Source organism: Treponema sp. TIM-1 (genome assembly GCF_046533115.1).
Taxonomy (GTDB): Bacteria; Spirochaetota; Spirochaetia; order Treponematales; family Breznakiellaceae; genus JAIRMO01.
In genome coordinates, this window is record NZ_JAJQRC010000009.1 from 76,731 (window position 1) to 99,464 (window position 22,734).

Here is a 22,734-nt window from a genome sequence, read left to right on the forward strand (position 1 = left end):
CCCTGCCCTATCAGCGGCCGATGAGACGCCGCAGGAGGTGGTCGTTATGACGCCAGTCCTTGGCGGTTTTGACCCGGAGGTCCAGATCCACCTTCCAGTCGAAGATCCGGTTGAGGTCCCTCCGGGCCTCCCTGCCTATGGCCTTGATCACTTCCCCCCCCTTGCCCACCACCATGCCTTTTTGGGATTCCCGCTCGGTCAGGATAAAGGCCCGTACCCACAGCCGTTTTCCCTCGTCCCTTAGTTCCGTATCCGCCACTTCCACATAAATGGCATGGGGCAGTTCCTGACGCAGGCGGTTGATGGCCTTTTCCCGGATAATTTCGGCAATCCGGAAGGACACCTCCTGGTCGGTATAATACTCTTCCGGATAAAAGGGTTCCCCCGGGGGGGCGATATCAAAAAGACATTCCACCACGGCGTCAACCCCCTCGTTTTTAAGGGCCGAAACTTGAAAACACCGGGCGGGATTTAAAAGGGGCAGCTTCTGATCTAAAAAATTACGGATCCGCTGAAAATCCGCGCCGGGGGCATCCATTTTATTTATCACCGCCAGGGTTCGTTCCATACAGGCCGGGGAACCCAGCCGGTCGGCAACGGCCTCTTCCTCCGCGCCGGGGATCCGGGAAGCGTCCAGTACATAGAGGACAAGTTCCGATTCTTCCACCGAACGGTTCGCGACCTCCAGGAGCCGCTGGTTGAGTTTTTTTTCCGAAACATGCATCCCCGGGGTATCCACAAAAACCAACTGCCCCTGGGGGCGGTTGATGATACCCCGGATGGCATTCCGCGTGGTCTGGGGAACGGGGCTTACAATGGCAACCTTGCCCCCGCAGAGAAGGTTAACCAGGGTGGATTTTCCCACCGAGGGCCGGCCCACCACCGCCACAAAGGCGGCCTTGGGCCGCCGGTCTATTGCCGGTTGGTCCATCAGGATGATCCCAGATGGTTTATGAGGTTGGCCTGGTACCCGGCGCCAAACCCGTTATCAATGTTCACCACGGATATACCCGGAGCGCAGGAGGTGAGCATTCCCAGCAGCGCGGAAATCCCCCCAAAGGAGGCGCCGTATCCCACGCTGGTGGGCAGGGCGATCACCGGAACCTTAACCAACCCCGCGATAACCCCCGCCAGGGCTCCCTCCATACCCGCCACGGCGATGATCACCCGGGCCTTCCTGATGTCCGGGAGCCGGGCAAAAAGGCGATGGATCCCCGCTACCCCCACGTCGGCAATGATTTCCACCCGGCTGCCGAAAAATTCCGCGGTCCGGGCCGCTTCCCTTGCCGCGGGCAGGTCCGAGGTTCCGGCGGCCACCACCGTCACGAGGCCGGTCCCCTCCCCTGCCGGGGATCCCAGGGTTAGGGTCCGGGCCAGCTCATCGTAGGCCGCTTCCGGAAATTGAGAACGGACCGCTGCGACCAGCTCAGGCCCCGCCTTGGTCCCCAGCACGGGAAGGCCCCGCTCCCGCATCCGCCGTATGATGGCCAGGGCCTGTTCCACCCGTTTCCCCGCGCAAAACACCACCTCGGGGTAGCCGGTACGCTCCTCCCGGCAGGTATCGATCACCGCGAAACCCAGATCATCCTGGTAAAGGGAGGCAATCCGCTCGCTCCCCTCCTCCACCGACAGGGTCCCTTCCCTGATGGATTGAAGGATCCCCGTGATATCCTCATCCGCCATGGGCTGCTTCCTCTTTCCGTTTGGGGAGACCCGTCAAGATACGCTCCTCCGCTTCTTCCAGGGACAGTCCCTGTTCCCGGGCTATCCGGGCGCGATCGTCGTATTCCAGCTTTGAGCGCAGGGGCTTTTCACCGTAAAATACCGTTTTACGGCGAAAAGCCCCCCATTCCCCCTCCAGGGTATCCTCTTCCCGCCGGAGGGAGAGGCGGCGCACTTCGGTTTCCCGAAACCCTATGGTGGCGGATTTTTTGAACATAAGCTCCCGGAGAGTATCCAGTTTTTTAGGGGGACAGAGCACGGAAATAATGGTTCCAGGGCGGGATTTTTTCATCACCACCGGGGTAAAGGTAACATCCAGGGCTCCGGCGGCAAAGAGGGTTTCCATGAGAAAACCCAGGGCCTCGCCGCTCATATCGTCGATATTGGCCTCCAACAAGACCAATTCCTCGATCCGCCAGTCCCCGTGGGGGGGAACATCCGCCTCCTCCCGCAGGGAAACCCGGAGTAGATTGGGCCGTTCCATCCTCCTGGTCCCTATGCCGTAGCCGGTTTTAATTTCCCGGAAACTGCCGGCGGTGGTAAACTCATCCACCGTAGCCGCCAGGATCGCCGCCCCGGTGGGGGTGGTCATTTCCTTGGGGAAGCCCCCGGTTTTTACCGGCATACCCCGGCAGAGGATGAGGGTTGCCGGGGCGGGAACCGGCAGTACCCCGTGGGCGCAGGTAACGGTCCCGCTCCCCAACTCCACCTCCCCGCAGGTGATCCGGTCCGGCTTGATCATATCCAGGCAAATGGCACAACCCACAATGTCGATGATCGAATCCAGGGCGCCCACTTCGTGGAAGGTGATATCCTCCTCAGGGACGCCATGGACCTCCGCTTCCGCCCGGGCAATCCGGGTAAAAATATCCAGGGCCCGTGTTTTTGCCCCCGGGGTAAGGGGGGAATTTTCAATGAGGGCCCGGATCTCCTTCCATGAATGATGCCCCCCCTGATGCGTACCGGAGCCGCCATCATGACCGACATGATGATGCTCCGGGGAACCGTGGTGATGTTCATGCCCATGGTCGTGGGCGATATGATCCCGCTGTTCTCCCAGATCCACTATTCCCTGGATGCCGACAATACCCCCCCGCTGCTCCCGGTGAAATTCCAGGTTCCAGCCCTTTATGGGGAGTTTACGAAGCTCTGCCCGCAATATATCGGTATCAAGCCCCAGATCCACCAGGGCACCCAGGGCCATGTCCCCGGAAATACCGGCAAAACAGTCGAAATGTAATGTTTTCAAGGTTATCACCTTCCAAAAAGCGGTTTAAAGAAAGGACGGTATGGTTTTATACCAGGGCCGCCCGGTTCATATTCCCCATGGCGTACCCTTCCAGCTCAAGGGCGACATACAAAAAACCATAGGATTTAAGGGTCTGTGAGATGGAATCCAGTACCGTTTCATCAAAAAAACGCCGCCGCTCCTCAGGGGCCACCTCTATCCGGGCAATCCGGTCATGGGAACGTACCCGGAACTGGCGGAACCCGTAGGCCCGCAGGGTCTCCTCGGCCTTTTCCACCCGGGAAAGCTTTTCCTTGTCGATCCGCTCACCATAGGGTATCCGGGATGCCAGGCAGGCAAAGGCGGGTTTGTCCCAGGTGGGAAGCTCAAAACGCCGGGAAAGCTCCCGAATCTCCGCTTTGGTAAGGGTAACTTCCCGCAGGGGGCTTAAGATCCGTAATTCCTCCAGGGCCTTGAGGCCCGGCCGGTAATCCCCCAGGTCATCCACGTTGGAACCGTCCAGAACCGTGTTGATCCCCCGCTCCTTTGCCACCCGCAGAATAGTGCCGAATTCTATCTTCTTGCAAAAATAACAACGTTCTTTTGGATTGGCCGCCACTTCTTCATCAATCTCGGCTTCTTCGACACGAATATGGTTTATACCGATCTTGGCGGCAAAAACCGCAGCCCCGTCGATTTCACTTTTGGGAAGCATGGGGGAAACCACGGTAATGGCCACCGCCCGGTCTCCCAGGGCCGCGGCCGCCGCATGGCAGAGGAAAGAACTGTCCACCCCGCCGGAAAAAGCCACCGCTACCCTGCCCTGGCCGGCGATGAGCCGCAAAAGGGCTTCGTATTTTTCTTCAATGGTCAATATGGCGCTCCCATAAACAGGATAAACCCTGTTTTATAGAAAAGGATTCTATCCCCTTACCTAAAGACCCTTCATGGGATTTTAAAAGGTTTACTCCGGAGGATCAACCCAACGGGAAAAACCCAAGCTTCATGCCATTCCATATATACCATTTTGGGGTGGGGATGTCAATTGGCGGGCAGGACAGGGGGTTTCAGGACTCCCTCTATTCTTCTTTTTTTATCCTTCCTCAAATACCATTGTTCCAAAGGGCGGCAGTTCAATTTCACCAATGGCCTTTTCCCCGGTATAAAGGTTCCTGAGTTCTTTTTTCAAAGTCAATGCGGCCTTTTGTCCCATAAAATTAAGAACAAAAAGGTACCTTTTATCACCGCCTTTACGAACCGCAAGTTCACAGCCCTCAGGTAAATTCAATATATTCCTGTAGGGATCTTCAATTTCGAGTTTTTTCAGGAACACCAAGGCTGCTTCCCGGTTAAAAGTTCCACCAAAGCAATAGACGCTGCCCTTTCCCACGGGGTTACAAACCAGGGCCGCTGTTCCGGCATAATAATTATTTTCATACGTCCCAAGGATATTTGATCTCCCCCGGGGTTCAAAGAAATCGTTAAACACCCCGGAATCAAATTCAGAATCCCCCCATCTGATCTTAACCGTTTCGTCTTGCGGGCCTACGAAAGTGGAATCCACCACAGTGACGCCCGCAAATTCTCCCACAAGGCCGGGAAGTTCCGTCATGGGGCATCTGCCGTTTGTATCTTTGTAACCGGTCCGCGCTCCAAACACCAGGATACCGCCTGTTTTTACATATTCGGTCAGGAGCTTTACGCGGTCTTCCGTGAGAATTGCCGGATGTGGATAAAAAAGAACCGGGTATTTGCTTAGATCCTCAAGCTTGGTAATTTCGGTAAGGTACACATAATCCATGGGCGTATGGGAAAGCTGCGCGGCCTGGAAAAGGCCGTCTTCGCTTTCACTACTGAGCCGTTCATGCCACTTATCAACCTGGGAATCAAAAATATTATCATAATCCTTTATAACGCCAAAGGCGGCTTCGTATTGGGACCCTTTAACTGGGGAAAGGACCTTTATCTTACCGCCGATATCCCTTAATTCCGCAAGCCGCCGGTTGTCCTTATTCGCATAATCAAGGACGCCGTGCCAATAAATTTCAGTCCCCTTATTGGCGGTCCGCCATCGGAAGAATCCGACATAATCGGCGCCGTGGGCTATACTTTCTATTGTCCAGAGGGTCATCTGCCCCGGCTTGGGTTGGGAGCTGGGTACGTCTATATTCCACCCGCCGGCGCCGGCCTGCTGTTCCATTATGCCGAATGCCGGAGAAATAGACCGAAGTTCGGCCAGCGTCCTGCTTGCCTTGCGGTCGTTGAGATCCATCGAATTTTTCGTATCGTTGTTTAGGGTAAATACCCCGTTGGGATAGGAAACGATGGTGTAGAAATCCAGATTTTCCCGTACCAGGCGGTGGTGATCGATACTGGCATACATGCCGTTAGTTGTAATAAAATCACCCTCTTTAATATATTGGCGTAGTATATCACGCTGAAGCTTAACATAGCCGCACACGCTTTCAGAAACAAAGCGGATATAATCAAGAAGCAGATGAGGATTCGGCGCGGGGCTTACATGGGTACGGGGTACAAAAACCTGCTCCCATTCGGTATAGGTTTGATTCCAGACTACCGTACCCCAGGCTTCGTTGAGGGCATCAAGGGTCAAGTACTTTTCTTTCAAGAAAGCCCGAAAGGCGATAGTGTCGCTTTCGGAATAAAATTCGTCGGTTTGGCAGTTGAGTTCATTATCGATCTGCCAGCCGATGACCGCGGGATTTTTCCCGTAACGGGAAGCGATTTTTTCGACCAACCGTCCGACGAATTCGCGGTAGACCGGTGAATTGTAATTGTAATGACGGCGGTTCCCGTGGCGGAAAAGCACGCCGTCTCTACGGGCGTTAAGAATCTCCGGGTACTTCTCGGATAGCCAAGCGGGCGGCGCAACCGATGAAGTACACATGATAATACACATCCCTTCTTTTGATGCCAAAGCGAGAAATTCATCAAAGAGATCAAAGGTGAATACCCCCTCGGTCCGCTCATATACGCTCCAGGCATAGTCGCCGATTCGGATTACGGAAATTCCCGTTTCCTTCATGCGCCTGAGATCATCGGCCCATAATTTTTTATCCCAATGTTCAGGATAGTAACATATACCCAGGGGTATTTCCTTTCCCTGAAAAAGTTTTACCATACTACCAACCTCTATCTTTCCCATTACGATTTTTCACAGTACCAGCGGGGGCCGCCGGCGCTTACCAGAATAATGTTTGAATTGGCGGTAAAGTCGCCGGTACGAACGGCAAACTTTACCTCCTTGGTGAATTCATCCCTTAATACCGGGTGGGGCACAATTTCGCAGGGCATATCCGGAGGAAAACAGGCAAGAAACTCTTTTTTTCGGGAAGGGCTTACTTCTTCCGTCGCTTGGGAAAGGATTATTTTTTCCACGCTGAAATGCTGCAAAATCACCTTGAGGGTCTCAAGGGCGGTGGGCTCATTTTTATCAAGGGAAATATCAATTACCCTGGTACTATTCGGTATCGCAAGCCCTGCATCGGCAATGAGCAGTTTATCGGTATGCCCCAGCTTTGCCATTTCCGCGGCGATATCACGATTAAGTATGCCTGTTTCGGTCATATCCTCCTCCTATTTGCGTTCATAGCAGCGCATGAGCAAATCATACATCTCGGGAATTGTCGCTATCCGGGGGTTATTCTTGTAATCTCCCAGTACTTGGCCGCAGTCGGCGATTTCACGGATATCCTCTTTGGTCACATCGAGGGATTTTAGGTCTATCCAGAGATCGATTTTCTTGAGGAAATTATCTATCGCTTCGCAGCTTTTTTCAGCGGCGCTTTTGTCATCTTCGTTGTTCAGGGCCGGATTGAAAATCCGTCCTACCGCGGCGAATTTTTCAACTGCCGATTGCCAGGTAAAGCGGGTGAATTCGGGGTACTGCGCCGCCAGAGCCTGACCGTGGGTAACATGGGGGCAATGGCCGCCGATCTGCATACCCAGACCGTGGGGCAGGGTAACACCGGCGGAAGCGTTGGTCAATCCGCCCAGGGTATCGGCCCAGGCCATTTTCGAACGGGCCTCAATATTACCGCCGTTTGCAAACACTTTGGGCAGATTTTCCACCACTATTTTTATCGCGTCCAGGGCCAGGGCCTCTACTAGGGGATTGGTATTTACCGAAAGGTAGGCCTCAAAATTATGGCAGAAGGCGTCAAACCCGGTTTGGGCGGTAACAGACTTCGGCATACTCACGGTAAGTTCCGGATCCACAATAGCGATCCGGGGAAAGATATTCTTGTGCCAGATGGCGGACTTGTCTTTTTTCGCGGTGTTAGTAATAACCGCGCAGGGAGTGGTCTGGCTTCCCGTACCCGCCGTGGTTCCGATGGCAATAATCGGAAGGGTCTTTTCAGACGGTCCGGCGGTATAGTGTAGATAGTCCCAGGCTGTGCCGGGATGGGTCGCTTCCACGGCGATTGCCTTGGCGGTATCCATGGAAGAACCGCCGCCGAGGCCAATCACCAGCTGGGCGCCGAATTTCCTGGCGAGTTTTGCGCCCTCGCCGACCACCTCGGTGGTGGGGTTGGGAATAACCTGGTCATAATGAATAATTTCGACTCCCGCCTCATTAAGCTTATCCTTTATCTTTTTGTAAAGCGGAGCAACGGCAGGAAATTCCGGAACCGTTACCAGAATCGCTTTTTTACCGAATCGCAGGGCAAGGCCGCCTATTTCACTGACCCGGCCGCATCCAAAAACGATTTCAGTCGGTGCAAAGTAATTAAATGATTTCATCAAAAACCTCCTGCCGTTAACATTCAGGGAAAAGCACAAGCGCTTTTCCCTGTAAATGGATTACTTATTTGATGTAGTATTTATCAGCCTCATTCTTGGTAACGACAAATGATCCGGTATCAACAAATCCCGGAGGCGGTTCGGCGGGAAGACCGTGCGCCAGGTGATACAGATAAACTTGAGACCAGTACCCCATGTTGTACTGCCCCTGTGCCATGGTTGCGTCAATATCGCCGCTTTTGAGCATGTCCAGTACCGCTTTATCCACATCATAAGTCAGTACGGTAATCTGGTCTCTCCTGCCTGCTTCTTTTACCACAGTGGGAACTACCGAGCCTGAGATACCAGAAATGCAGAACACGCCGACTATGTCACTGTTAGCCTGTAAAGCCGCCGCCATATTATCGGCCGCCTTGGTGGTATCACCACCGTCACTGACTTTGACCAGCTCAATATTAGGCGCATGTTCGGCAAGGTAAGACTGGAAAGCCGCGAATTTCATTTCTTCATTGTATTGACCAATAGTATAGACAACAGCAATCTTTCCTTGCTTTCCCGCAACTTTGGGAGCCATAAATTGACCCGCGGTAAGCCCCGCTACCTCCGCATCGGTAGAAACGTACATAGGCCTGTTTGAAGTCGGCGAATCCGAATCGAAGGTAATAACGGTGATACCCTGGGCAATAGCACTGTTGATAGTGTCCGCAAGGGCATACGCGTCGACACAGGTAAGTGCAATTCCCTTCGGTTTCATGGCAATAACCTGCTCAAGAACCGCTACCTGACCTGCCGCATCGGCATCAATCTGTCCGGTGTATTTTGGGGTAACGCCGTATAATTTAGCGGCATCCTCCATACCCTGGAAACAGATCTTCCAATAATCAATGCCGGAAAGAAACGTAACCATGTAGTATTCCTCTGAGGCATCTCCAATAAGCGGAGAAGAGACGGCGCTTTGCTCTGAAGGGCCCGATCCTGAACTACAGGACACAAAGCCGATCAGAAGTATGCATACCGTCAAGAAGAGCAACCCATTCTTTTTCATATAATCCTCCTGATAAAACGTAATATGTGCTGTACGGCATTTTCGCCGTACATGGACACCATTGTTAATTTGCGGGCTTTCTAACCTTCCGTTTCGGTCCCCGTTCACGGTGAGAAATATAGTCCATTGATACAGCCAGGATAAGGATTACACCCTGGACGAAATTCTGCCAGTATACCGATATATTGAGCATAACCAGCGCCGAATTGACCACTTTGAGCAACACAACTCCCATAAAGGTTCCTACAATACTGCCCGCACCCCCGGTAAAAGAAGTACCGCCTATAACCGCGGCGGAAATGGCTGTTGTTTCAGCGCCGACACTGAGCTGGGAAGTGGCCACATTAAAACGGGCTACGCTTAAAATTCCCGTAATGGTTGAAAGGAGGGCGACAATAACATAGACGGATATTTTTACTTTATCAACGTTGATGCCGGAAAAACGCGCGGCATTTTCATTGGATCCAACAAAGAAAATATTACGGCAAATACTTGAGTATCGCGTAAAAACATGGGCGATTATGGCGACAACAAGAAATATGACAAAGAGCATCGGAATCCCAAAAATATCGGAGATTGCCAAAGCGCGGAATGAATCGGGCAACCGGCCTGATACTGAAATTGTGGAACCTGTCGTAAGAATATAGGCCACTCCTCTGGACAGGTTCATCATGCCTAACGTAACAATAAAAGGCGGCAGCCCTATTTTGCTTATCATAAAGCCGTTAAAGAAACCGACAAACAAACCAGCCCCTATCGCACAGAGACAGGAAAGCCAGATGTTTACTCCCAGAAGGCAGATATAACCGGTAACGACACAGGTCATTGCCGCGACACCGCCGACGGATAATTCAATGCCCCCAAGGATAAGAGCGAGACACAAACCTATGGAAAAAAAGCCATCGGTTGCAATAGCCAAGGCAATACTGCGAAGATTGCCCATAGTAAAGAATTTCGGTTGAAAGATACTTACGATACTAATCGTTACTATGATAATCAAAAACACGGTAGCTTCCCGCTGGGCAATTATCTTTTTCGCTAGCGCCTTAACCTTATCCGGTAACATGCTTCCCCCTTAAGCTATTTGTTTCCCCGAGGCCAGGGTCATCACATTTTCTTCGGTCGCCCTGTCAGATGAAAGAATACCCATCAAATTTCCCTCATGGATAACCGCGATACGATCGCTGAGTCCGATTATCTCGGGCAGCTCGCTGGAAACGATAATCACCCCGACTCCCGACGAGGCGAGATCCCGAAGCAGATTATGAATTTCCGCCTTGGTTCCCACATCAATGCCCCTGGTGGGTTCGTCCATGATAAGAACTTTCGGCTTGACCGAAAGCCATTTACCCACCAGGCTTTTTTGCTGATTACCACCGGAAAGGCTCATAATTGAATAGTTAATGCCGGGAACTTTTATTTTAAGCTGATTGATATAGTCCTGTACCATTTTTTCTCCCTTCACATTATCAAACCAGATGCCCCGGGAAACGTTTTTAAGGTTGGCGCTTATCATGTTGTCCTTAATACTCATCACCGGAAAAATACCGGACAGTTTTCGGTCTTCGGTCAAGTAACAGATGCCGCTGTTTACCGCTTCACGGTAATTTCTAAAATGCTTATTTTTGCCGTTAAGGGTTATTTTCCCTTCGTATACCGGATCTATTCCGCAAAGCCCCCGCATGATCTCGCTGCGGCCCGCCCCCACAAGGCCGGAAAAACCGAGTATTTCCCCCCGGCGCAGGGTAAAGCTGATGTTCTGGAATTGATTACCGCTTAAATTTTGTACCACCAGGATAATGTTATTTTCTTCTATACAATCCGATTTTGGAGGATAAAAAATTGAAAGCTCCCGACCCACCATGGCCCGTATGACGTCATTATCGCTGATCTCGCTGATATTCATGGTAGAGATATAGCCGCCGTCCTTAAAAACGGTGACCCGGTCACAAAGTTCAAAAATTTCTACCATACGGTGCGAAATATAAAGAATGGAAATGCCCTGGCCGCGTAAATTACGGACCACTTCAAAAAGTTTTTTCGTTTCATTATCGCTCAGGGAAGAAGTGGGCTCGTCCAAGATCAACAGTTTACAGTTGAGGGAGATGGATTTTCCTATTTCTACAAGCTGCCGTTCACTGACCGTCAGTCTGGCTACCCTTGTTCTGGAGCTAAAACTGGCGTTGAATTTTCCAAGTATTGCATCCGCGTCGGCATAGAGTTTTTTAAAATCAATAATGTCTCCCTTACGGGGCAGCCTGCCGATGAAGATGTTTTCCGCTGCCGACAGGTGCGGGCAAAGACTTAACTCTTGGTGAACAAAACCAATACCCATGTCCTGGGCTTCCCGGGGATTTTTGGGGGCTATTTCCCTGCCGTCAAAAAAGAGTGAACCTTCACTCGGCTGATAAACCCCTCCAATTATGTTCATTAATGTCGACTTTCCCGCCCCGTTTTCCCCGCAAAGGGCGTGGATTTCACCTTTCTTCACCTGTAATCGTACCTTATTCAAGGCACGGGTTCCCGGAAAGACCTTGCTTACGTCCTTTACTTCCAATAGATATTCGTTCCCCAAAACAAACCCCTCTTACGAATTTCTCAATGTATCACCAACGATTCCAAATCCCTCCCCTTATAGGGATTCAAGACCATAACACAAAGGTTTTTCAAAATTTCAAATTTCAAAAAAACCTATATTAAACTTTGTTAAGTTTCCTAAGTTATTAAAACATTGTAACACCATTATTTTAAATTTGTCAACAAGAATCTTAAAAAAAAATTGTTTTTGACTTATTTCTATATAGGTAAGGCCCGCCGCCACCAGAGGGTATTCGCCAGTACCCTGCACGCCCCGTTGGCGGTACTATACTCCCCCTTGGTTTCCGTGGATATAGTCAGGCGCCTTCCAACCTGTCGCATTTGGTGTTTTTTCAGGCTGGTTTTAATCATATTAAAGAAAAGGGGACCGTTTTTCATCAAACCGCCGCAAAGAACCACCCTATCCGGGTCCAGTACATTGATCGCCATGGAAAGCCCAATGCCAATATACTCCGCGGCGATGTTTATAATCTCAAGGGCCGTTTCGTCCCCCGTATCCGCCGCCCGAAAAACCAGTTTTGCGTCGATTTTATCGGGATCGCCCCCACAAAATTCGGCAATTTTTGAGGGAATCCCCTCCCTTATGATTCTTTGCGCTTCTATGGCAATGGCCGCGCCGGAGGCAACCGCCTCCAGGCAGCCGATATTTCCGCATTTACAAACCGGGCCTTCCTTAGCAACCGTAATATGCCCTATTTCCCCGCTGGTACCACTGGAACCGGTATAAAGGTCTTCGCCTATTACCAGGCCGGCACCGATACCATAGCCCAGGTTCACCGAAAAGGTGGTATGGGTATGATCCTCTTCACCGGGGATATAACTCTCATTCAAAGCCAAGGCGCGGTTGGCGTTTTCGACGATGATAGGATAGGGCAGCCTTCCCTGCAGCCAGGCCCGCAGGGGAATATTGTCCCACCCAAAATCAGGGGAGAAGATCACGTTCCCTGTTTCGTTTTCAATGAGTCCCGGCATGGCGACTCCCACCCCCAGGACGCACTCTTTTTTAGCCTGAAGCTGCTTAACAATTTGTAATACCAGTTTGCATAAACGTTCGGCAAATATCTTTTCGGGAAAGGGATCTCCCGTTGGTTCCTGAAGACAGGCGATTTGCTGGGATATAATATTATTAGCCACCACCCGGATGGTGGTACGGCCAATATCTACCCCAATATAGCAAAACCGCTCCGGGACGATTTCCAGCATTTCAGGCGGCTTTCCCCCGGAGGATTCTCCTTTTCCTATGGAACGGACCACTTCCTTTTCAAATAAATCATCAACAATGGACATAACCGTGGGGATACTTAAATCGGTAAGTTTCGCGATGGCCGCCCGGTTTATCGGACCTTCACGGACTAAACACCGGAATACATTGTATTTATTTATCTGGGCGATTTGAAGCTTATCCATTTTTCTATACCGCTGCATTGGCATATACCTCACTTACTTAAGATACTTAAAAAACTAACAACATTTCAATCCCGCGACTATTGAGGCTGTTTTAAAACCTACCGGGGGTAACAGCCGCAACCCTTGGTTCCGCCCCAAGGCTCCCCCGCGTGAGTGGGTTCTTGGGTATGTACCCTTCGCAACGAATCAGCCAGAAATTCCGGGATCTTCGGTTGACGAAAACCGTGGTATAGGAAATAATAGGAAAGATATGACAGAAAAAAGAAAGCAGACTCGCTATACCACCCATGCCCAGGCCCGACTTGCCGATGTCGCTGAGAGTAAGGTCCTGCTCAAGGATATCAGCGTGACCGGCTGCGGTATCGAGAGTACCGTTTTTATGGATATCAAACTTAATCACCGGTACAAAATGGAGATTCTGCCCGAGGAGGCCTCAAAAATAGGCCCCTTTGAAATTGTGGTGGAAGTCCTATGGACAAGGTCCGGCGGTTACTCCTTTGAAGTAGGATTTGCTATAATAGAATCTCCCAAAGGAAAGCAGTTTCAACGGTATGTGGATTATCTTTCCTGGCGTTAAGCCCGGTAAACCTTAAAAAAAGGAACCTAAAGGAAATGGACAGATGAACCTGATCCCCCTCACGGGCCGGGTTTTTCAGGCCGTTCCAGGGTTCGAGCATCATTTAAGAGCCGAACTTGGGTCTTTGCAGGAATTGGGAGGTCCCTTTTTTTACTCCCCCGATTATACCGGCCCCGCTTCGTGGTGCCGAAATATATGGCTCGAGCCCTTCCGGCTGGAGTTCGATTCCATCGGTGAAGCCGCCCGGGCCTTGCGGAACCTGCAGCGGAATTGGGCGCCGGTCCTTTTTACCCAATTCCGCCGGGGCGCCCTGATCACGGAAAAACTGCCCCCCCTCAGTACAAAACCACGGCCTTTTCCCTGGCGGCTGCCGGATTCCCCCATGGGAGGATGGACCCTTTTGGACCACCATACCCTCCTCGCTTCGGCCCGCTCGGAAAGTCCCTTTCCCGGGGGGATTATCCGTTTTGAGGAGGATAAACAGGGGCCGCCCAGCCGGGCCTACCTAAAGCTGGAGGAAGCCCTGGTTCTCTGCCGGAAATGGCCGGGCCCGGGGGATCGCTGCCTGGACGCCGGGGCAAGCCCCGGGGGCTGGACCTGGGTACTGGCTAAACTCGGGGCGGAGGTGATCGCCGTGGACCGCGCTCCCCCGGAAGACCGGATCCTTGCCCGGCCCGGGGTACGGTTTATCCAACATGACGCATTCACCTTGAACCCCGAAGATCTGGGTCCCCTGGATTGGATTTTTTCCGATGTGGTTTGTTATCCTCCCCGGCTCCTGGGATGGATAAAAAAATGGCTCGATTCGGGGCGCTGCGCCAATTTTGTATGTACCATAAAACTCCAGGGGGCGCCGGACTTTGAAACCCTTCGGGACTTCACTGCCCTGCCCGGCGGCAGGGTGGTCCACCTATACCACAACAAACATGAATTAACCTGGATCCGGATCGCCTAGCAGGCTGTTCTTCCTCATTTTTCATTTTTTCTCCGGTTTAATTGTACAATCGCATTTTTACTGGTACAGTGGTTTCATGTGGATTGCCATGGCCCTGTGTGCCCTTGGGGCGGAACGGGTGACTTCCAACGAGCTCAAAAAACTCAAACTCCGGGTTTTGGATTCGGGGTTTGGCCGGGTCCGGTTTGAGGCGGATCTTGCCGGGCTTTACCGGGCGCTGATGGCCCTCAGGACCGCGGATCGCCTGCTGCTGGAAGCCGCCCGGTTTGAAGCCCTGGATTTTGAGGGGCTTTTTGAGGGAAGCCGGGGGATCCCCTGGGAAGATTTCATCCCCCGGGAGAAGGGCCTCCTGGTTTCCAAGGTCAGGTCCAACCGGTCCCGGCTGGAGGCGGTTACCAGTATCCAGGGGGTGGTCCACAAGGCCGTCGCGGACCGGCTCTGCAATGCCTATGGCGTCCTTCGGCTCCCTGACGGGGACGCGGCGGAACTGCGGGTGTACCTGGAAAAAGATCAGGTCTCCCTGCTTCTGGACCTCTCCGGCGCACCTCTCTTTAAACGGGGGTATCGTAGTGAGGGCGGTACGGCCCCCCTCAGGGAAACCACCGCCGCGGCCATGCTGCTCCTCTCCGGATGGAAGCGGAAATTCCCCCTCTACGATCCCTTCTGCGGCTCCGGCACTATCCCTTTAGAAGGGGCAATCTACGCCTGGGATATGGCCCCGGGGATTGGGCGGTCTTTCGCCCTGTCGGGCTTATCCCTGGGGGATCGGACCCTGGAAACGGCCATCCGGGAGGAGCTTTTGGCACGGGTGAATTTTGAAAATACCATCCGCATCTACGGGAGCGATGCCGATCCCCGGGCGGTTTCCCAGGCAAAATCCAACCTGATCCGGGCCTATGAATTGGCTCGCGGGGAAAACCCGGGGAAGGGCATACGGGTCAGGCCGCCGGAGGGGAGATTCCCTTTGCCCGATTTCCGCCTTATCCCCATGAAGAAGGCCCGGGCGCCGGAGCCCGAAGGTTTCATTATCACCAACCCGCCCTATGGAAAACGCCTGGGGGATCCTCAGGAGGCGGAGGCTGTTTACCGGGAAATGAGGAGCCTGGCCGAAAATTTTCCGGGCTGGAAACTCGGCCTTATCACGGATCATCCCGGATTTGAGTCTCATTTTGGCCGGAAGGCGGACAGCCTTAGAAAAATAACCAACGGGGCTATTCCCTCGTATTTTTATGAATACCACCAACTGTCCGCAGGGAAAGGTTAAAGACCGGGGGGTCTGAAATTTGACATTTTGAAACCGCCTCGGATATTATAGAAAAGGATCGGCGCCCCTCCCAAACCTGGGGTTTTGGAAAAGCCCCATCGATTTTGATACAAATCTGGAGAAAACGACTATGTCCATTGTGGTAGAACATGAAAAACGGCGGCGGGAAATTCTGGAAAAGGCCCTGGATATTTTTATGGAAGAGGGTTTTGAGAACGCCACCTTTCAAAAAATCGCCGATCTCTGTGGAATTACCAGAACAACCCTGTATATTTATTTTAAAAATAAACGGGATATCTTCAATTACAGTATAAAACAGCTCCTGGGCGTACTGGAGCAGGATATCTCCGGGGTACGGGAAAATACGAATTTGAATTGCTCCGATAAACTCCTTCGGGTTATCTCCCTGATCCTGGATCGATTGGAAGAAAACCGCCGGCTTCTCCGGGTTATCCTGGATTTTCTCTTATACCTCTCCAAAAATGACGCGGATCCCGAAATTAGGGTCCGCCGGCGGACCCTGCGGCTGCGGCACATCATTGCCACCATGATGATAGAGGGGATCCGTTCCGGGGAAATCAAAGCGGTGAACGTCCGTACCGCGGATGACCTCTTCTACAGCCTTATCGAATCCGCCATCTTCCGCCTGGTGGTCCTCAAGCGTCCCTCCGCCAGGGAGCTGAAACAGGCGGTGGAACTGACCATAAACCAGCTGCGGCTTATCTAACCCCGCAACTAGGCCGAAAAATATGGAGGCGGCCTCAAAATCTGGCATGGGAAACCGCCCCGTTATAGAAAAAAACCCTATAAAAAATATCAGGGCTCAGGTATAGTACAAATATGGAAAAAACCGTTTATGTAATAGGACATCGGAACCCGGATACGGATTCGGTGGTTTCCGCCGTCGCCTATGCCCGGCTCAAGCAAATCCAGGGGCAAAGCAGGGTTATAGCCGCCCGAGCGGGAAAAATCAATCCCCAGACGGAATATATCTTTGAACGCTTCGACGTACCGGTTCCGGAGTATCTGCCGGATCTGATCCCCAAGGCGAAGTACTATATTTCCGGGAACGCGGTAACGGTCAAGGAGGATGCCAGCGTATGGGAAGCCCTGGAACTGATGGAAAAGGACAATTCCAAGGTACTTCCCATTGTGGACCGGAACGGGGTCTACCGGAGTATGCTCCACTACCAGGGGTTTAGCCGTTATATTATCAACCATATCAACCCCCGGAAAAAATCCTCCTTTCCCCTTACCCTGGATCACCTGGCGGCAACCATTCATGCCCAGCCGGTTACCCTCTTTAACGGTGCGGAACTGAGAAAATCCCCCATTGTGGTGGCCGCGTCCTATACGGCACATTTCAAAAGCCACCTGGAAGCGGAGGGCGCCGATAACGCCCTGGTCATTGTGGGGGATCGCTGGGATATCCAGAAATGCTGCATTGAGGTGGGAGTCCGGGCGCTGATCCTCTCCGGCGGGAATACCCTTTCCCGGGAACTGACGGAGCTGGCGGAGAAAAATAAAGTAACCGTGCTGATAAGTCCCTTTGATACCTCCTCCACCGCGATGTTGATCATCTATTCCGTGCCGACCAGTACCCTGGGGGACGATACGGTCCCCCTGATCCGTCTGAACGATCCGGTGTGGAAATTCCGGGAACTCCTTACCAAGATGCCTTCCCGCTGTTTGCCCGTGGCCGACGATGAGGGCAAGGTGCGGGGGGTTATCTTTGAGGGGGACCTTATCAAGGAGCCGAATGTGGAAGTGATCATGGTGGATCACAATGAGTCGGGCCAGGCCATTGAGGGAATCGAAAACTACAAGCTCCTGGAGGTGATCGACCATCACCGGCTGGGGAACCTTTCCACCCGGTACCCCATAACCTTCATCAACCGGGTGGTGGGAGCCACCTGTACCATTATTACCAACCTGTACCGGGAACAGAAGATCCCCCTGGAAAAGGGCATCGCTTCAATTTTGCTCTGCGGAATTATCGCCGATACCCTGGTTTTGCAGTCGGCAACTACGACAGAAACGGACATAGAGACCGCCGAGTACCTTGCTTCAATTACCGGCCTGGACATTAAAGGCCTGGGGCATGATATACAGACCATCTCGAATCAGGTCAATTCCCTGACCGGGGAAGAACTCATCAAACTGGACATGAAGGAATACGCCGAAGGGGGTATGACTTTTTCGGTCAGCCAGATCGAGACCGATAATCCCGTGGTGCTGGTGAAACGGCAGGCCGAAATTACCACGGCCCTGGAAAAAGTCCGGGCCGCGAAGGATCATCTTTTCTCCGCCCTCCTCGTCACCGATGTGACCGTACTCGATTCCCTGCTCTTTGTGGCCGGAAAAAAAGCCTTTACCAGCCACATCAACTTTCCCATCACCGAGGGGGGGATCTATATGCTTAAAGAGGTGGTATCCCGGAAAAAACAGCTTATACCCCTCCTGACGGAACTGGTGGAAAAGGCAGGGGGGTAAAAGAGAAGAAATTTTAACCCCTAGGGCACATAAAAGAAGGGAAAAACAAGAAAAAATTTACCTGTTTTCTCCTTGTTTTTCCCTTCGTATGAATTTCTTAAACTCCGTATACCGGGCCAGGTATTTTCAAGGTACCAGCGTTTACTCGACCTTGAAGCGGCCTACCTCTCTGACCAGCACGTCAATGCTTTCCTTGTTGTTTGTACTGATCTCATTCACCCTGGTCACCGCCACATTGATCTGATCCGCGCCGGTAGCCATCTCGTTCATCCCATTGGTGATCTCCTGGGTTACCATTTCCAGGTTCTTCCCTTCGGTGATGACCTCCCGGCTCCCCTCCTGCATCTCATCGGAACCGCCCTTTACCATCTGGGTAATCTCGTTAAGCTGCCCGATTACTTCCAGAATCTGCCGGCTCCCCACACTCTGCTCTTCCATGGCGTTACGGATATTCTCGGTCTGCTCGGAAACGGTTTTGACCCCGCTATCGATGGCCTCGAACTTGTTCAGTACGTTATCCGTGGACTTGGTGATCTTGTCGATGGAATCTTTGATCTTCTTGAGTACCGTGCTGATGGTCTTGGACTGTTCCCCGCTGGATTCCGCCAATTTACGGATCTCGTCGGCCACCACGGCGAAGCCCTTCCCCGCCTCCCCGGCGTGGGCCGCTTCAATGGCGGCATTCATGGACAAGAGGTTGGTCTGGCTGGCGATGTTCTCCATCACCGCGTTGATCTCCAAGAGCCCCTCGGACTCCCGGGCGATCTCCTGGATGTCGGTGGCCACTTCCTGAAGCCCCGTGCGGCCCACATCGGAAGATTCCAGCAGGTCCTTTACGCTTTCCGTGTTCTTGTTCAGGGTGGTGGTGACGGACTGGATATTGGCGATCATCTCCTCAATGGCGCTTGAGGATTTGGATACGCTTTCGCTCTGCTTTTCAACATTGCTGTTGAGCTTGTCGATGTTAACGGTGATCTGCTCCATGGTGGCATTGGTCTCGGTTACGGAGGCACTCTGGTTGATCACCTGGCCCTTGATACTCTGGATATTGCTGGTGATCTCGTTGATCGCCGCGGCGGTCTCCGTCATATTACTGGCCAGTTCATTACCAATGTCAAAGAGGGCTACCGCCTGCTGTTTAATGACGATTATCAGGTTTTTGATCTTCTCCAGGGTCATGTTGAAGTATTTTGCCAGATCCCCAATCTCGTCCTTGGAGTGGACGTCAATGGTCTTAGTCAGATCCCCCTCCCCTTCGGAAATATCCTTCAGGGTAAGGGATACATTGACGATAGGCTTGGCGATGGTACCGGCGACCATGAAGGTGATTGCCCCGGCGATGACGATGGCGACCACGATGATAATAATGGCGATTCGGGTGAGCCGGTTTACCGTCGCGAATACGTCTTCCTCCGGAACCGAGGTAAGAATCGTCCAGGCGGTTTTTACCCCCCCCACATAAAAGGGATAGCTTTCAAAGATACGCCCGTGGTTCTGTCCCGAATTCGGTGTTCCGGTTTTCAGGGTTTCCAGGGTATCGTTTACCGCCTGCTGGCCAAGTACGGCCAGGGAATCGGCGTCGCTTATATTTTCGCCTACCCTGGCCGGATCATAATGGCCCGCGATGGTTCCGTCGGTGGCATACATCACCGCCCGGCCGTTGCCGTAGGGTTTTATCTGGGCGATGACCTCGGACGAAGGGGTGAGGTCCACCGTGATCCCCACCCGTCCTACAATCCCCTGATCGGTAACGATGGGATAACAAAGCCTGACGCCAAGGATCGGTTTCCCGGCATATTGAGTTTTATACGGGAGGCTTATGACCGGATCGGGATTGTCTATGTTGGCAACCACATCGTCGTAATGCTCGTATTCCGACAGGGATTCCTTTTCCAGGGACCCCGTCCTGCGGGAATACCAGGGCATATACCGGCCTGTGGAATCGGTCCCTGGTTCCCCGGCAAAGGCCGCGTCATTACCATCAAGGGCGTTGGGTTTCCAGATGGAAAACATCCCCATAAAGTTGGGATTGGATTCCATGATAGACAACATCGTATTGTCATAGCGGGTCCGGCGCTCTTCGGCGGGAACGCCCCTATAGGAATCCATAATGTTCGCCAGGGTCTTGGCGGCGGACAGGTAATTCTCATACCGGTTCTGTATCGTCATGGAGTACCTGCCGGTAAGCTCCTCCAAATTGGAAAAAGCCGCTTCCGTCTGCATAGCCCGCGCCCGCATGAGTAAAATAATCGATACTCCCGCCACGGCTACCACAAGCAATATAGCCGTGATCAAGGTAAGTCGTAACCGTAATTTCATAACATACCCCCAATTTTTGAAAAAAACCACATTCTATCTTTATTTAGCATACTCCAAAGTAATGATAAATACAACAAGAAAAGAGCAAATATATTGACCACAAAGTAACCGTTACCCGGCGCTAGCATTTTATCGACCGTCCCGATATAGTAGGGGGGATGAGACGGCGGCCTGAAAAACCACGTCAGTCACCGTTTGGTATGAAAAATCACACTCCGTCACCCCAGGAGAAACAAGCCGCAGGACTTCTCGGGGATTTTAAAACAATATACCGCCCCGATGCGAAGGTGGCGCGGTTCCTCAGCGTATTGGGCTTTTCCGGTATTGCCTATGGATTATACCGGGGTATCCAGGATAACTATCTTGCGGAAATCGTCCATATCAACGCCTTTGAGCGGGGAATTGTGGAATTTTTCCGGGAAATTCCGGGACTCCTGGTGGTTTTTATCCTGGCCTGGATGTACCGGTTTGCCGAAAGCCGGATTTTCAAGATAGGGATCGCCATCATGACCGCGGGCCTTATCGGGCTTTTGTGCAGCGGAACGGGAAAATTCATCGTGGTCCTTTTCATGGTGGTTTTTAGTACCGGGGAACATATCATCATGCCCGTACGGACCACCATGTCCCTGGATCTGGCCCAAAAAAACAAGGGCGGCGCCGCCCTGGGCATCACCAGCGCCTTAAGTCAGGCGGGGAATATCGCGGGGTTCGTGCTGGTCACCGTTTCTTTTTTTGTTTTTTCCCGGCTGGGGTTTGACCGGAAGGATACGGTTCAGTTCAAGGTTGTCTTCGCGGCCGCCGCGGCCCTGATGACCGCCGCGGTCCTTATTTCCCTGGCTTTAACGGAATCCTCCCTTAAAACCAGCCGGCGGCGTTTTTATTTTGCGAGAAAATTCGTCAAATATTATATGCTGGAGGTTTTTTACGGCGCCCGGAAGCAGATCTTTATCACCTTTGCCCCCTATGTGTTGATCCTCCAGTACGGCGCCGATACTTCAGTCATTGCCCTGCTCCTGGCCATCTGTGCCCTCTTCAGCGCCCTGTTCAGTCCCTTTATGGGCAAACTCATCGACCGGCTGGGGTATAAATTCATCATGGTCACCGATACCCTGGTCCTGATCGTGGTCTGTTTACTCTACGGCTTTGCCCACCGGATCTTCCCCAGAAATATCGCCTATATCGTGGTCTGCGTTAATTATGTGCTGGACGCGATCATATCCCTGGCCAGCATGGCCAGTAATGTGTATGTCCAGGATATAAGCGGAAGCCAGGAAGAAATAACCGCCACCCTCTCCACGGGGATCTCGGTGAACCATGTGATCAGCATCCTCATTGCCCTCCTGGGGGGCCTGATCTGGAAGGTGGTGGGGATTGAGGTGCTTTTTTCCCTTTCGGCCTTCCTGGGGCTGCTCAACACCCTCTATGCGGCGACGATTAAGCCGGCAAAGGCCATAGACCCCGAAGGCCCAGGTATACCCAGGGGATAAAAATCGCGGGAATAAGGTTTGCCACCCTGATTTCCCGGGAGGTAAGGAAGTTAAACCCTATGGCCGCCACCAGGAGGTTCCCTACGGCGGACATCTCCCGGATAATTTCCGGCGAGAGCAGGCCCTTGACGGCCATGGAAGCCAGGGCTATACCCCCCTGGTAGATCAGGACCGGAATGGCGGAGAAAACAACCCCTATCCCCAGGGAGGCCCCAAATACGATGGACATGGAACCGTCCAGGATGGATTTGGCGAAGAGGGTCTCATGGTTTCCCAAAAGTCCGCTTTGCATGGACCCTACAATGGCCATCGATCCGGTACAAAAGAGGATGCTGGCGGAGATAAAGCCCTTGGAAAAAGTCCCTCCCTCCATACCGAGCTTCCCCTCCGCCCAAGCGCCGAGGCGGTTCATCAGCTTATCGATATTGATCCCTTCCCCGATGACAGCCCCTCCCACCATGCTCATGATGAGGAGCAGGATCCGCTCGCTGTCCAGGGCTCCCTTGATCCCCACATAGACAACCGAAAGCCCTATGGCCTTTTTAATGGTATCCTCAAAGCGATCGGGGATACCCTTAACCAGAAAACATCCCCCCAAGGCGCATACCACAATCACCAAAAAATTCACCACCGGTCCCAGCATCAGATGCCTCCTTGCATGTTGGGCCAATCCCAAAACCCGGTTCGTTTTGGAAATATTGCTGCTTTTAGACCGAATATACCGGAATCGGGGGGAATATTCCAGGGTTACCCGGGCAAAAAATTACTTTTACCCGGGATGTCCCTTAGGAACTGTTCAAGAATAAAATGCGATGCATTTTATTCTAATTGCTTACGCAATAACGAAATAACTTGCCCTTTTGGGCAAGTTATTT

At 52.3% G+C, this 22,734-nt stretch carries 19 protein-coding genes; 6 read left to right on the plus strand and 13 right to left on the minus strand.

Annotation, left to right across the window (positions count from 1 at the left end; translation table 11 throughout):
• Window positions 1–10 precede the first annotated feature (10 nt).
• From era to LQZ21_RS06000, 11 genes are all read right to left on the minus strand, one after another.
• Entirely contained in the window at window positions 11–931 is a 921-nt protein-coding gene (era, locus tag LQZ21_RS05950) for a GTPase Era (RefSeq protein WP_411043323.1), read from the minus strand.
• On the minus strand, window positions 931–1,683 hold the full coding sequence (gene larB / locus LQZ21_RS05955) for a nickel pincer cofactor biosynthesis protein LarB (RefSeq protein ID WP_411043324.1): 753 nt from the start codon (window positions 1,681–1,683) through the stop codon (window positions 931–933). The genes era and larB overlap by 1 nt, the downstream gene beginning before the upstream one ends.
• Window positions 1,673–2,971 carry a nickel pincer cofactor biosynthesis protein LarC gene (larC, locus tag LQZ21_RS05960; protein WP_411043325.1) on the minus strand — a complete coding sequence of 433 codons (1,299 nt, stop codon included), beginning with the start codon at window positions 2,969–2,971 and terminating at the stop codon, window positions 1,673–1,675. Before larC ends, larB begins: the two co-directional genes overlap by 11 nt.
• Window positions 2,972–3,017: 46 nt before the next feature.
• Window positions 3,018–3,824: an ATP-dependent sacrificial sulfur transferase LarE gene (gene larE / locus LQZ21_RS05965; protein ID WP_411043326.1), complete on the minus strand. Its 807-nt coding sequence runs from the start codon at window positions 3,822–3,824 to the stop codon at window positions 3,018–3,020.
• A 219-nt stretch (window positions 3,825–4,043) separates the two neighbouring features.
• Complete coding sequence (locus LQZ21_RS05970; protein WP_411043327.1) at window positions 4,044–6,092, minus strand: beta-galactosidase; 2,049 nt, start codon at window positions 6,090–6,092, stop codon at window positions 4,044–4,046.
• Between the two features lie 23 nt (window positions 6,093–6,115).
• Entirely contained in the window at window positions 6,116–6,538 is a 423-nt protein-coding gene (rbsD, locus tag LQZ21_RS05975) for a D-ribose pyranase (RefSeq protein WP_411043328.1), read from the minus strand.
• 9 nt (window positions 6,539–6,547) lie between these two features.
• Window positions 6,548–7,714, minus strand: a complete 1,167-nt coding sequence (locus tag LQZ21_RS05980; RefSeq protein ID WP_411043329.1) for an iron-containing alcohol dehydrogenase — start codon at window positions 7,712–7,714, stop codon at window positions 6,548–6,550.
• A 64-nt stretch (window positions 7,715–7,778) separates the two neighbouring features.
• Window positions 7,779–8,759, minus strand: a complete 981-nt coding sequence (locus LQZ21_RS05985; RefSeq protein WP_411043330.1) for a substrate-binding domain-containing protein — start codon at window positions 8,757–8,759, stop codon at window positions 7,779–7,781.
• 64 nt (window positions 8,760–8,823) lie between these two features.
• Window positions 8,824–9,825 (minus strand): ABC transporter permease, encoded by a 1,002-nt coding sequence (locus LQZ21_RS05990; RefSeq protein ID WP_411043331.1) that lies wholly within the window; start codon window positions 9,823–9,825, stop codon window positions 8,824–8,826.
• Between the two features lie 9 nt (window positions 9,826–9,834).
• Window positions 9,835–11,334 carry a sugar ABC transporter ATP-binding protein gene (locus LQZ21_RS05995; protein WP_411043332.1) on the minus strand — a complete coding sequence of 500 codons (1,500 nt, stop codon included), beginning with the start codon at window positions 11,332–11,334 and terminating at the stop codon, window positions 9,835–9,837.
• 221 nt (window positions 11,335–11,555) lie between these two features.
• Window positions 11,556–12,764 carry an ROK family protein gene (locus LQZ21_RS06000; RefSeq protein WP_411043333.1) on the minus strand — a complete coding sequence of 403 codons (1,209 nt, stop codon included), beginning with the start codon at window positions 12,762–12,764 and terminating at the stop codon, window positions 11,556–11,558.
• A gap of 250 nt (window positions 12,765–13,014) precedes the next feature.
• Between LQZ21_RS06000 and LQZ21_RS06005 the strand changes: the two genes are divergently transcribed.
• The 5 genes from LQZ21_RS06005 (at window position 13,015) to LQZ21_RS06025 (ending at window position 18,053) form a co-directional block, all read left to right on the plus strand.
• Window positions 13,015–13,341 (plus strand): PilZ domain-containing protein, encoded by a 327-nt coding sequence (locus tag LQZ21_RS06005; RefSeq protein WP_411043334.1) that lies wholly within the window; start codon window positions 13,015–13,017, stop codon window positions 13,339–13,341.
• A 43-nt stretch (window positions 13,342–13,384) separates the two neighbouring features.
• The gene (locus LQZ21_RS06010) at window positions 13,385–14,296 is read left to right on the plus strand and encodes an SAM-dependent methyltransferase (protein ID WP_411043335.1); all 912 of its coding nucleotides are present in this window, start codon (window positions 13,385–13,387) and stop codon (window positions 14,294–14,296) included.
• A gap of 76 nt (window positions 14,297–14,372) precedes the next feature.
• Window positions 14,373–15,560, plus strand: coding sequence for a THUMP domain-containing class I SAM-dependent RNA methyltransferase (locus tag LQZ21_RS06015; RefSeq protein ID WP_411043336.1), 1,188 nt, complete (start codon window positions 14,373–14,375; stop codon window positions 15,558–15,560).
• A gap of 130 nt (window positions 15,561–15,690) precedes the next feature.
• Window positions 15,691–16,287 carry a TetR/AcrR family transcriptional regulator gene (locus LQZ21_RS06020; RefSeq protein WP_411043337.1) on the plus strand — a complete coding sequence of 199 codons (597 nt, stop codon included), beginning with the start codon at window positions 15,691–15,693 and terminating at the stop codon, window positions 16,285–16,287.
• A 113-nt stretch (window positions 16,288–16,400) separates the two neighbouring features.
• Entirely contained in the window at window positions 16,401–18,053 is a 1,653-nt protein-coding gene (locus LQZ21_RS06025; protein WP_411043338.1) for a putative manganese-dependent inorganic diphosphatase, read from the plus strand.
• A 141-nt stretch (window positions 18,054–18,194) separates the two neighbouring features.
• Here the strand turns inward: LQZ21_RS06025 and LQZ21_RS06030 are convergent, their stop codons facing one another.
• Entirely contained in the window at window positions 18,195–20,372 is a 2,178-nt protein-coding gene (locus LQZ21_RS06030; RefSeq protein WP_411043339.1) for a methyl-accepting chemotaxis protein, read from the minus strand.
• Window positions 20,373–20,572: 200 nt separating this feature from the next.
• Here LQZ21_RS06030 and LQZ21_RS06035 point away from each other — a divergent pair, with 200 nt between their 5' ends.
• Window positions 20,573–21,859 (plus strand): MFS transporter, encoded by a 1,287-nt coding sequence (locus tag LQZ21_RS06035; protein WP_411043340.1) that lies wholly within the window; start codon window positions 20,573–20,575, stop codon window positions 21,857–21,859.
• Here the strand turns inward: LQZ21_RS06035 and LQZ21_RS06040 are convergent.
• Window positions 21,807–22,502: a DUF554 domain-containing protein gene (locus LQZ21_RS06040; RefSeq protein WP_411043341.1), complete on the minus strand. Its 696-nt coding sequence runs from the start codon at window positions 22,500–22,502 to the stop codon at window positions 21,807–21,809. The two genes, LQZ21_RS06035 and LQZ21_RS06040, sit on opposite strands and share 53 nt — an antisense overlap.
• Window positions 22,503–22,734: the final 232 nt, after the last annotated feature.

What these genes read in the sequence shown, in the direction of transcription:
- LQZ21_RS05970 (WP_411043327.1), bottom strand. Translation starts at nt 6,092, where the DNA reads ATGGTAAAACTTTTTCAGGGAAAGGAAATACCCCTGGGTATATGTTAC.
- larB (WP_411043324.1), bottom strand. Translation starts at nt 1,683, where the DNA reads ATGGCGGATGAGGATATCACGGGGATCCTTCAATCCATCAGGGAAGGG.
- LQZ21_RS06035 (WP_411043340.1), top strand. Translation starts at nt 20,573, where the DNA reads ATGAAAAATCACACTCCGTCACCCCAGGAGAAACAAGCCGCAGGACTT.
- LQZ21_RS06010 (WP_411043335.1), top strand. Translation starts at nt 13,385, where the DNA reads ATGAACCTGATCCCCCTCACGGGCCGGGTTTTTCAGGCCGTTCCAGGG.
- LQZ21_RS06025 (WP_411043338.1), top strand. Translation starts at nt 16,401, where the DNA reads ATGGAAAAAACCGTTTATGTAATAGGACATCGGAACCCGGATACGGAT.
- LQZ21_RS06030 (WP_411043339.1), bottom strand. Translation starts at nt 20,372, where the DNA reads ATGAAATTACGGTTACGACTTACCTTGATCACGGCTATATTGCTTGTG.
- LQZ21_RS05985 (WP_411043330.1), bottom strand. Translation starts at nt 8,759, where the DNA reads ATGAAAAAGAATGGGTTGCTCTTCTTGACGGTATGCATACTTCTGATC.
- LQZ21_RS06000 (WP_411043333.1), bottom strand. Translation starts at nt 12,764, where the DNA reads ATGGATAAGCTTCAAATCGCCCAGATAAATAAATACAATGTATTCCGG.
- LQZ21_RS06015 (WP_411043336.1), top strand. Translation starts at nt 14,373, where the DNA reads ATGTGGATTGCCATGGCCCTGTGTGCCCTTGGGGCGGAACGGGTGACT.
- LQZ21_RS06020 (WP_411043337.1), top strand. Translation starts at nt 15,691, where the DNA reads ATGTCCATTGTGGTAGAACATGAAAAACGGCGGCGGGAAATTCTGGAA.
- LQZ21_RS06040 (WP_411043341.1), bottom strand. Translation starts at nt 22,502, where the DNA reads ATGCTGGGACCGGTGGTGAATTTTTTGGTGATTGTGGTATGCGCCTTG.
- era (WP_411043323.1), bottom strand. Translation starts at nt 931, where the DNA reads ATGGACCAACCGGCAATAGACCGGCGGCCCAAGGCCGCCTTTGTGGCG.
- LQZ21_RS05980 (WP_411043329.1), bottom strand. Translation starts at nt 7,714, where the DNA reads ATGAAATCATTTAATTACTTTGCACCGACTGAAATCGTTTTTGGATGC.
- rbsD (WP_411043328.1), bottom strand. Translation starts at nt 6,538, where the DNA reads ATGACCGAAACAGGCATACTTAATCGTGATATCGCCGCGGAAATGGCA.
- LQZ21_RS06005 (WP_411043334.1), top strand. Translation starts at nt 13,015, where the DNA reads ATGACAGAAAAAAGAAAGCAGACTCGCTATACCACCCATGCCCAGGCC.
- LQZ21_RS05990 (WP_411043331.1), bottom strand. Translation starts at nt 9,825, where the DNA reads ATGTTACCGGATAAGGTTAAGGCGCTAGCGAAAAAGATAATTGCCCAG.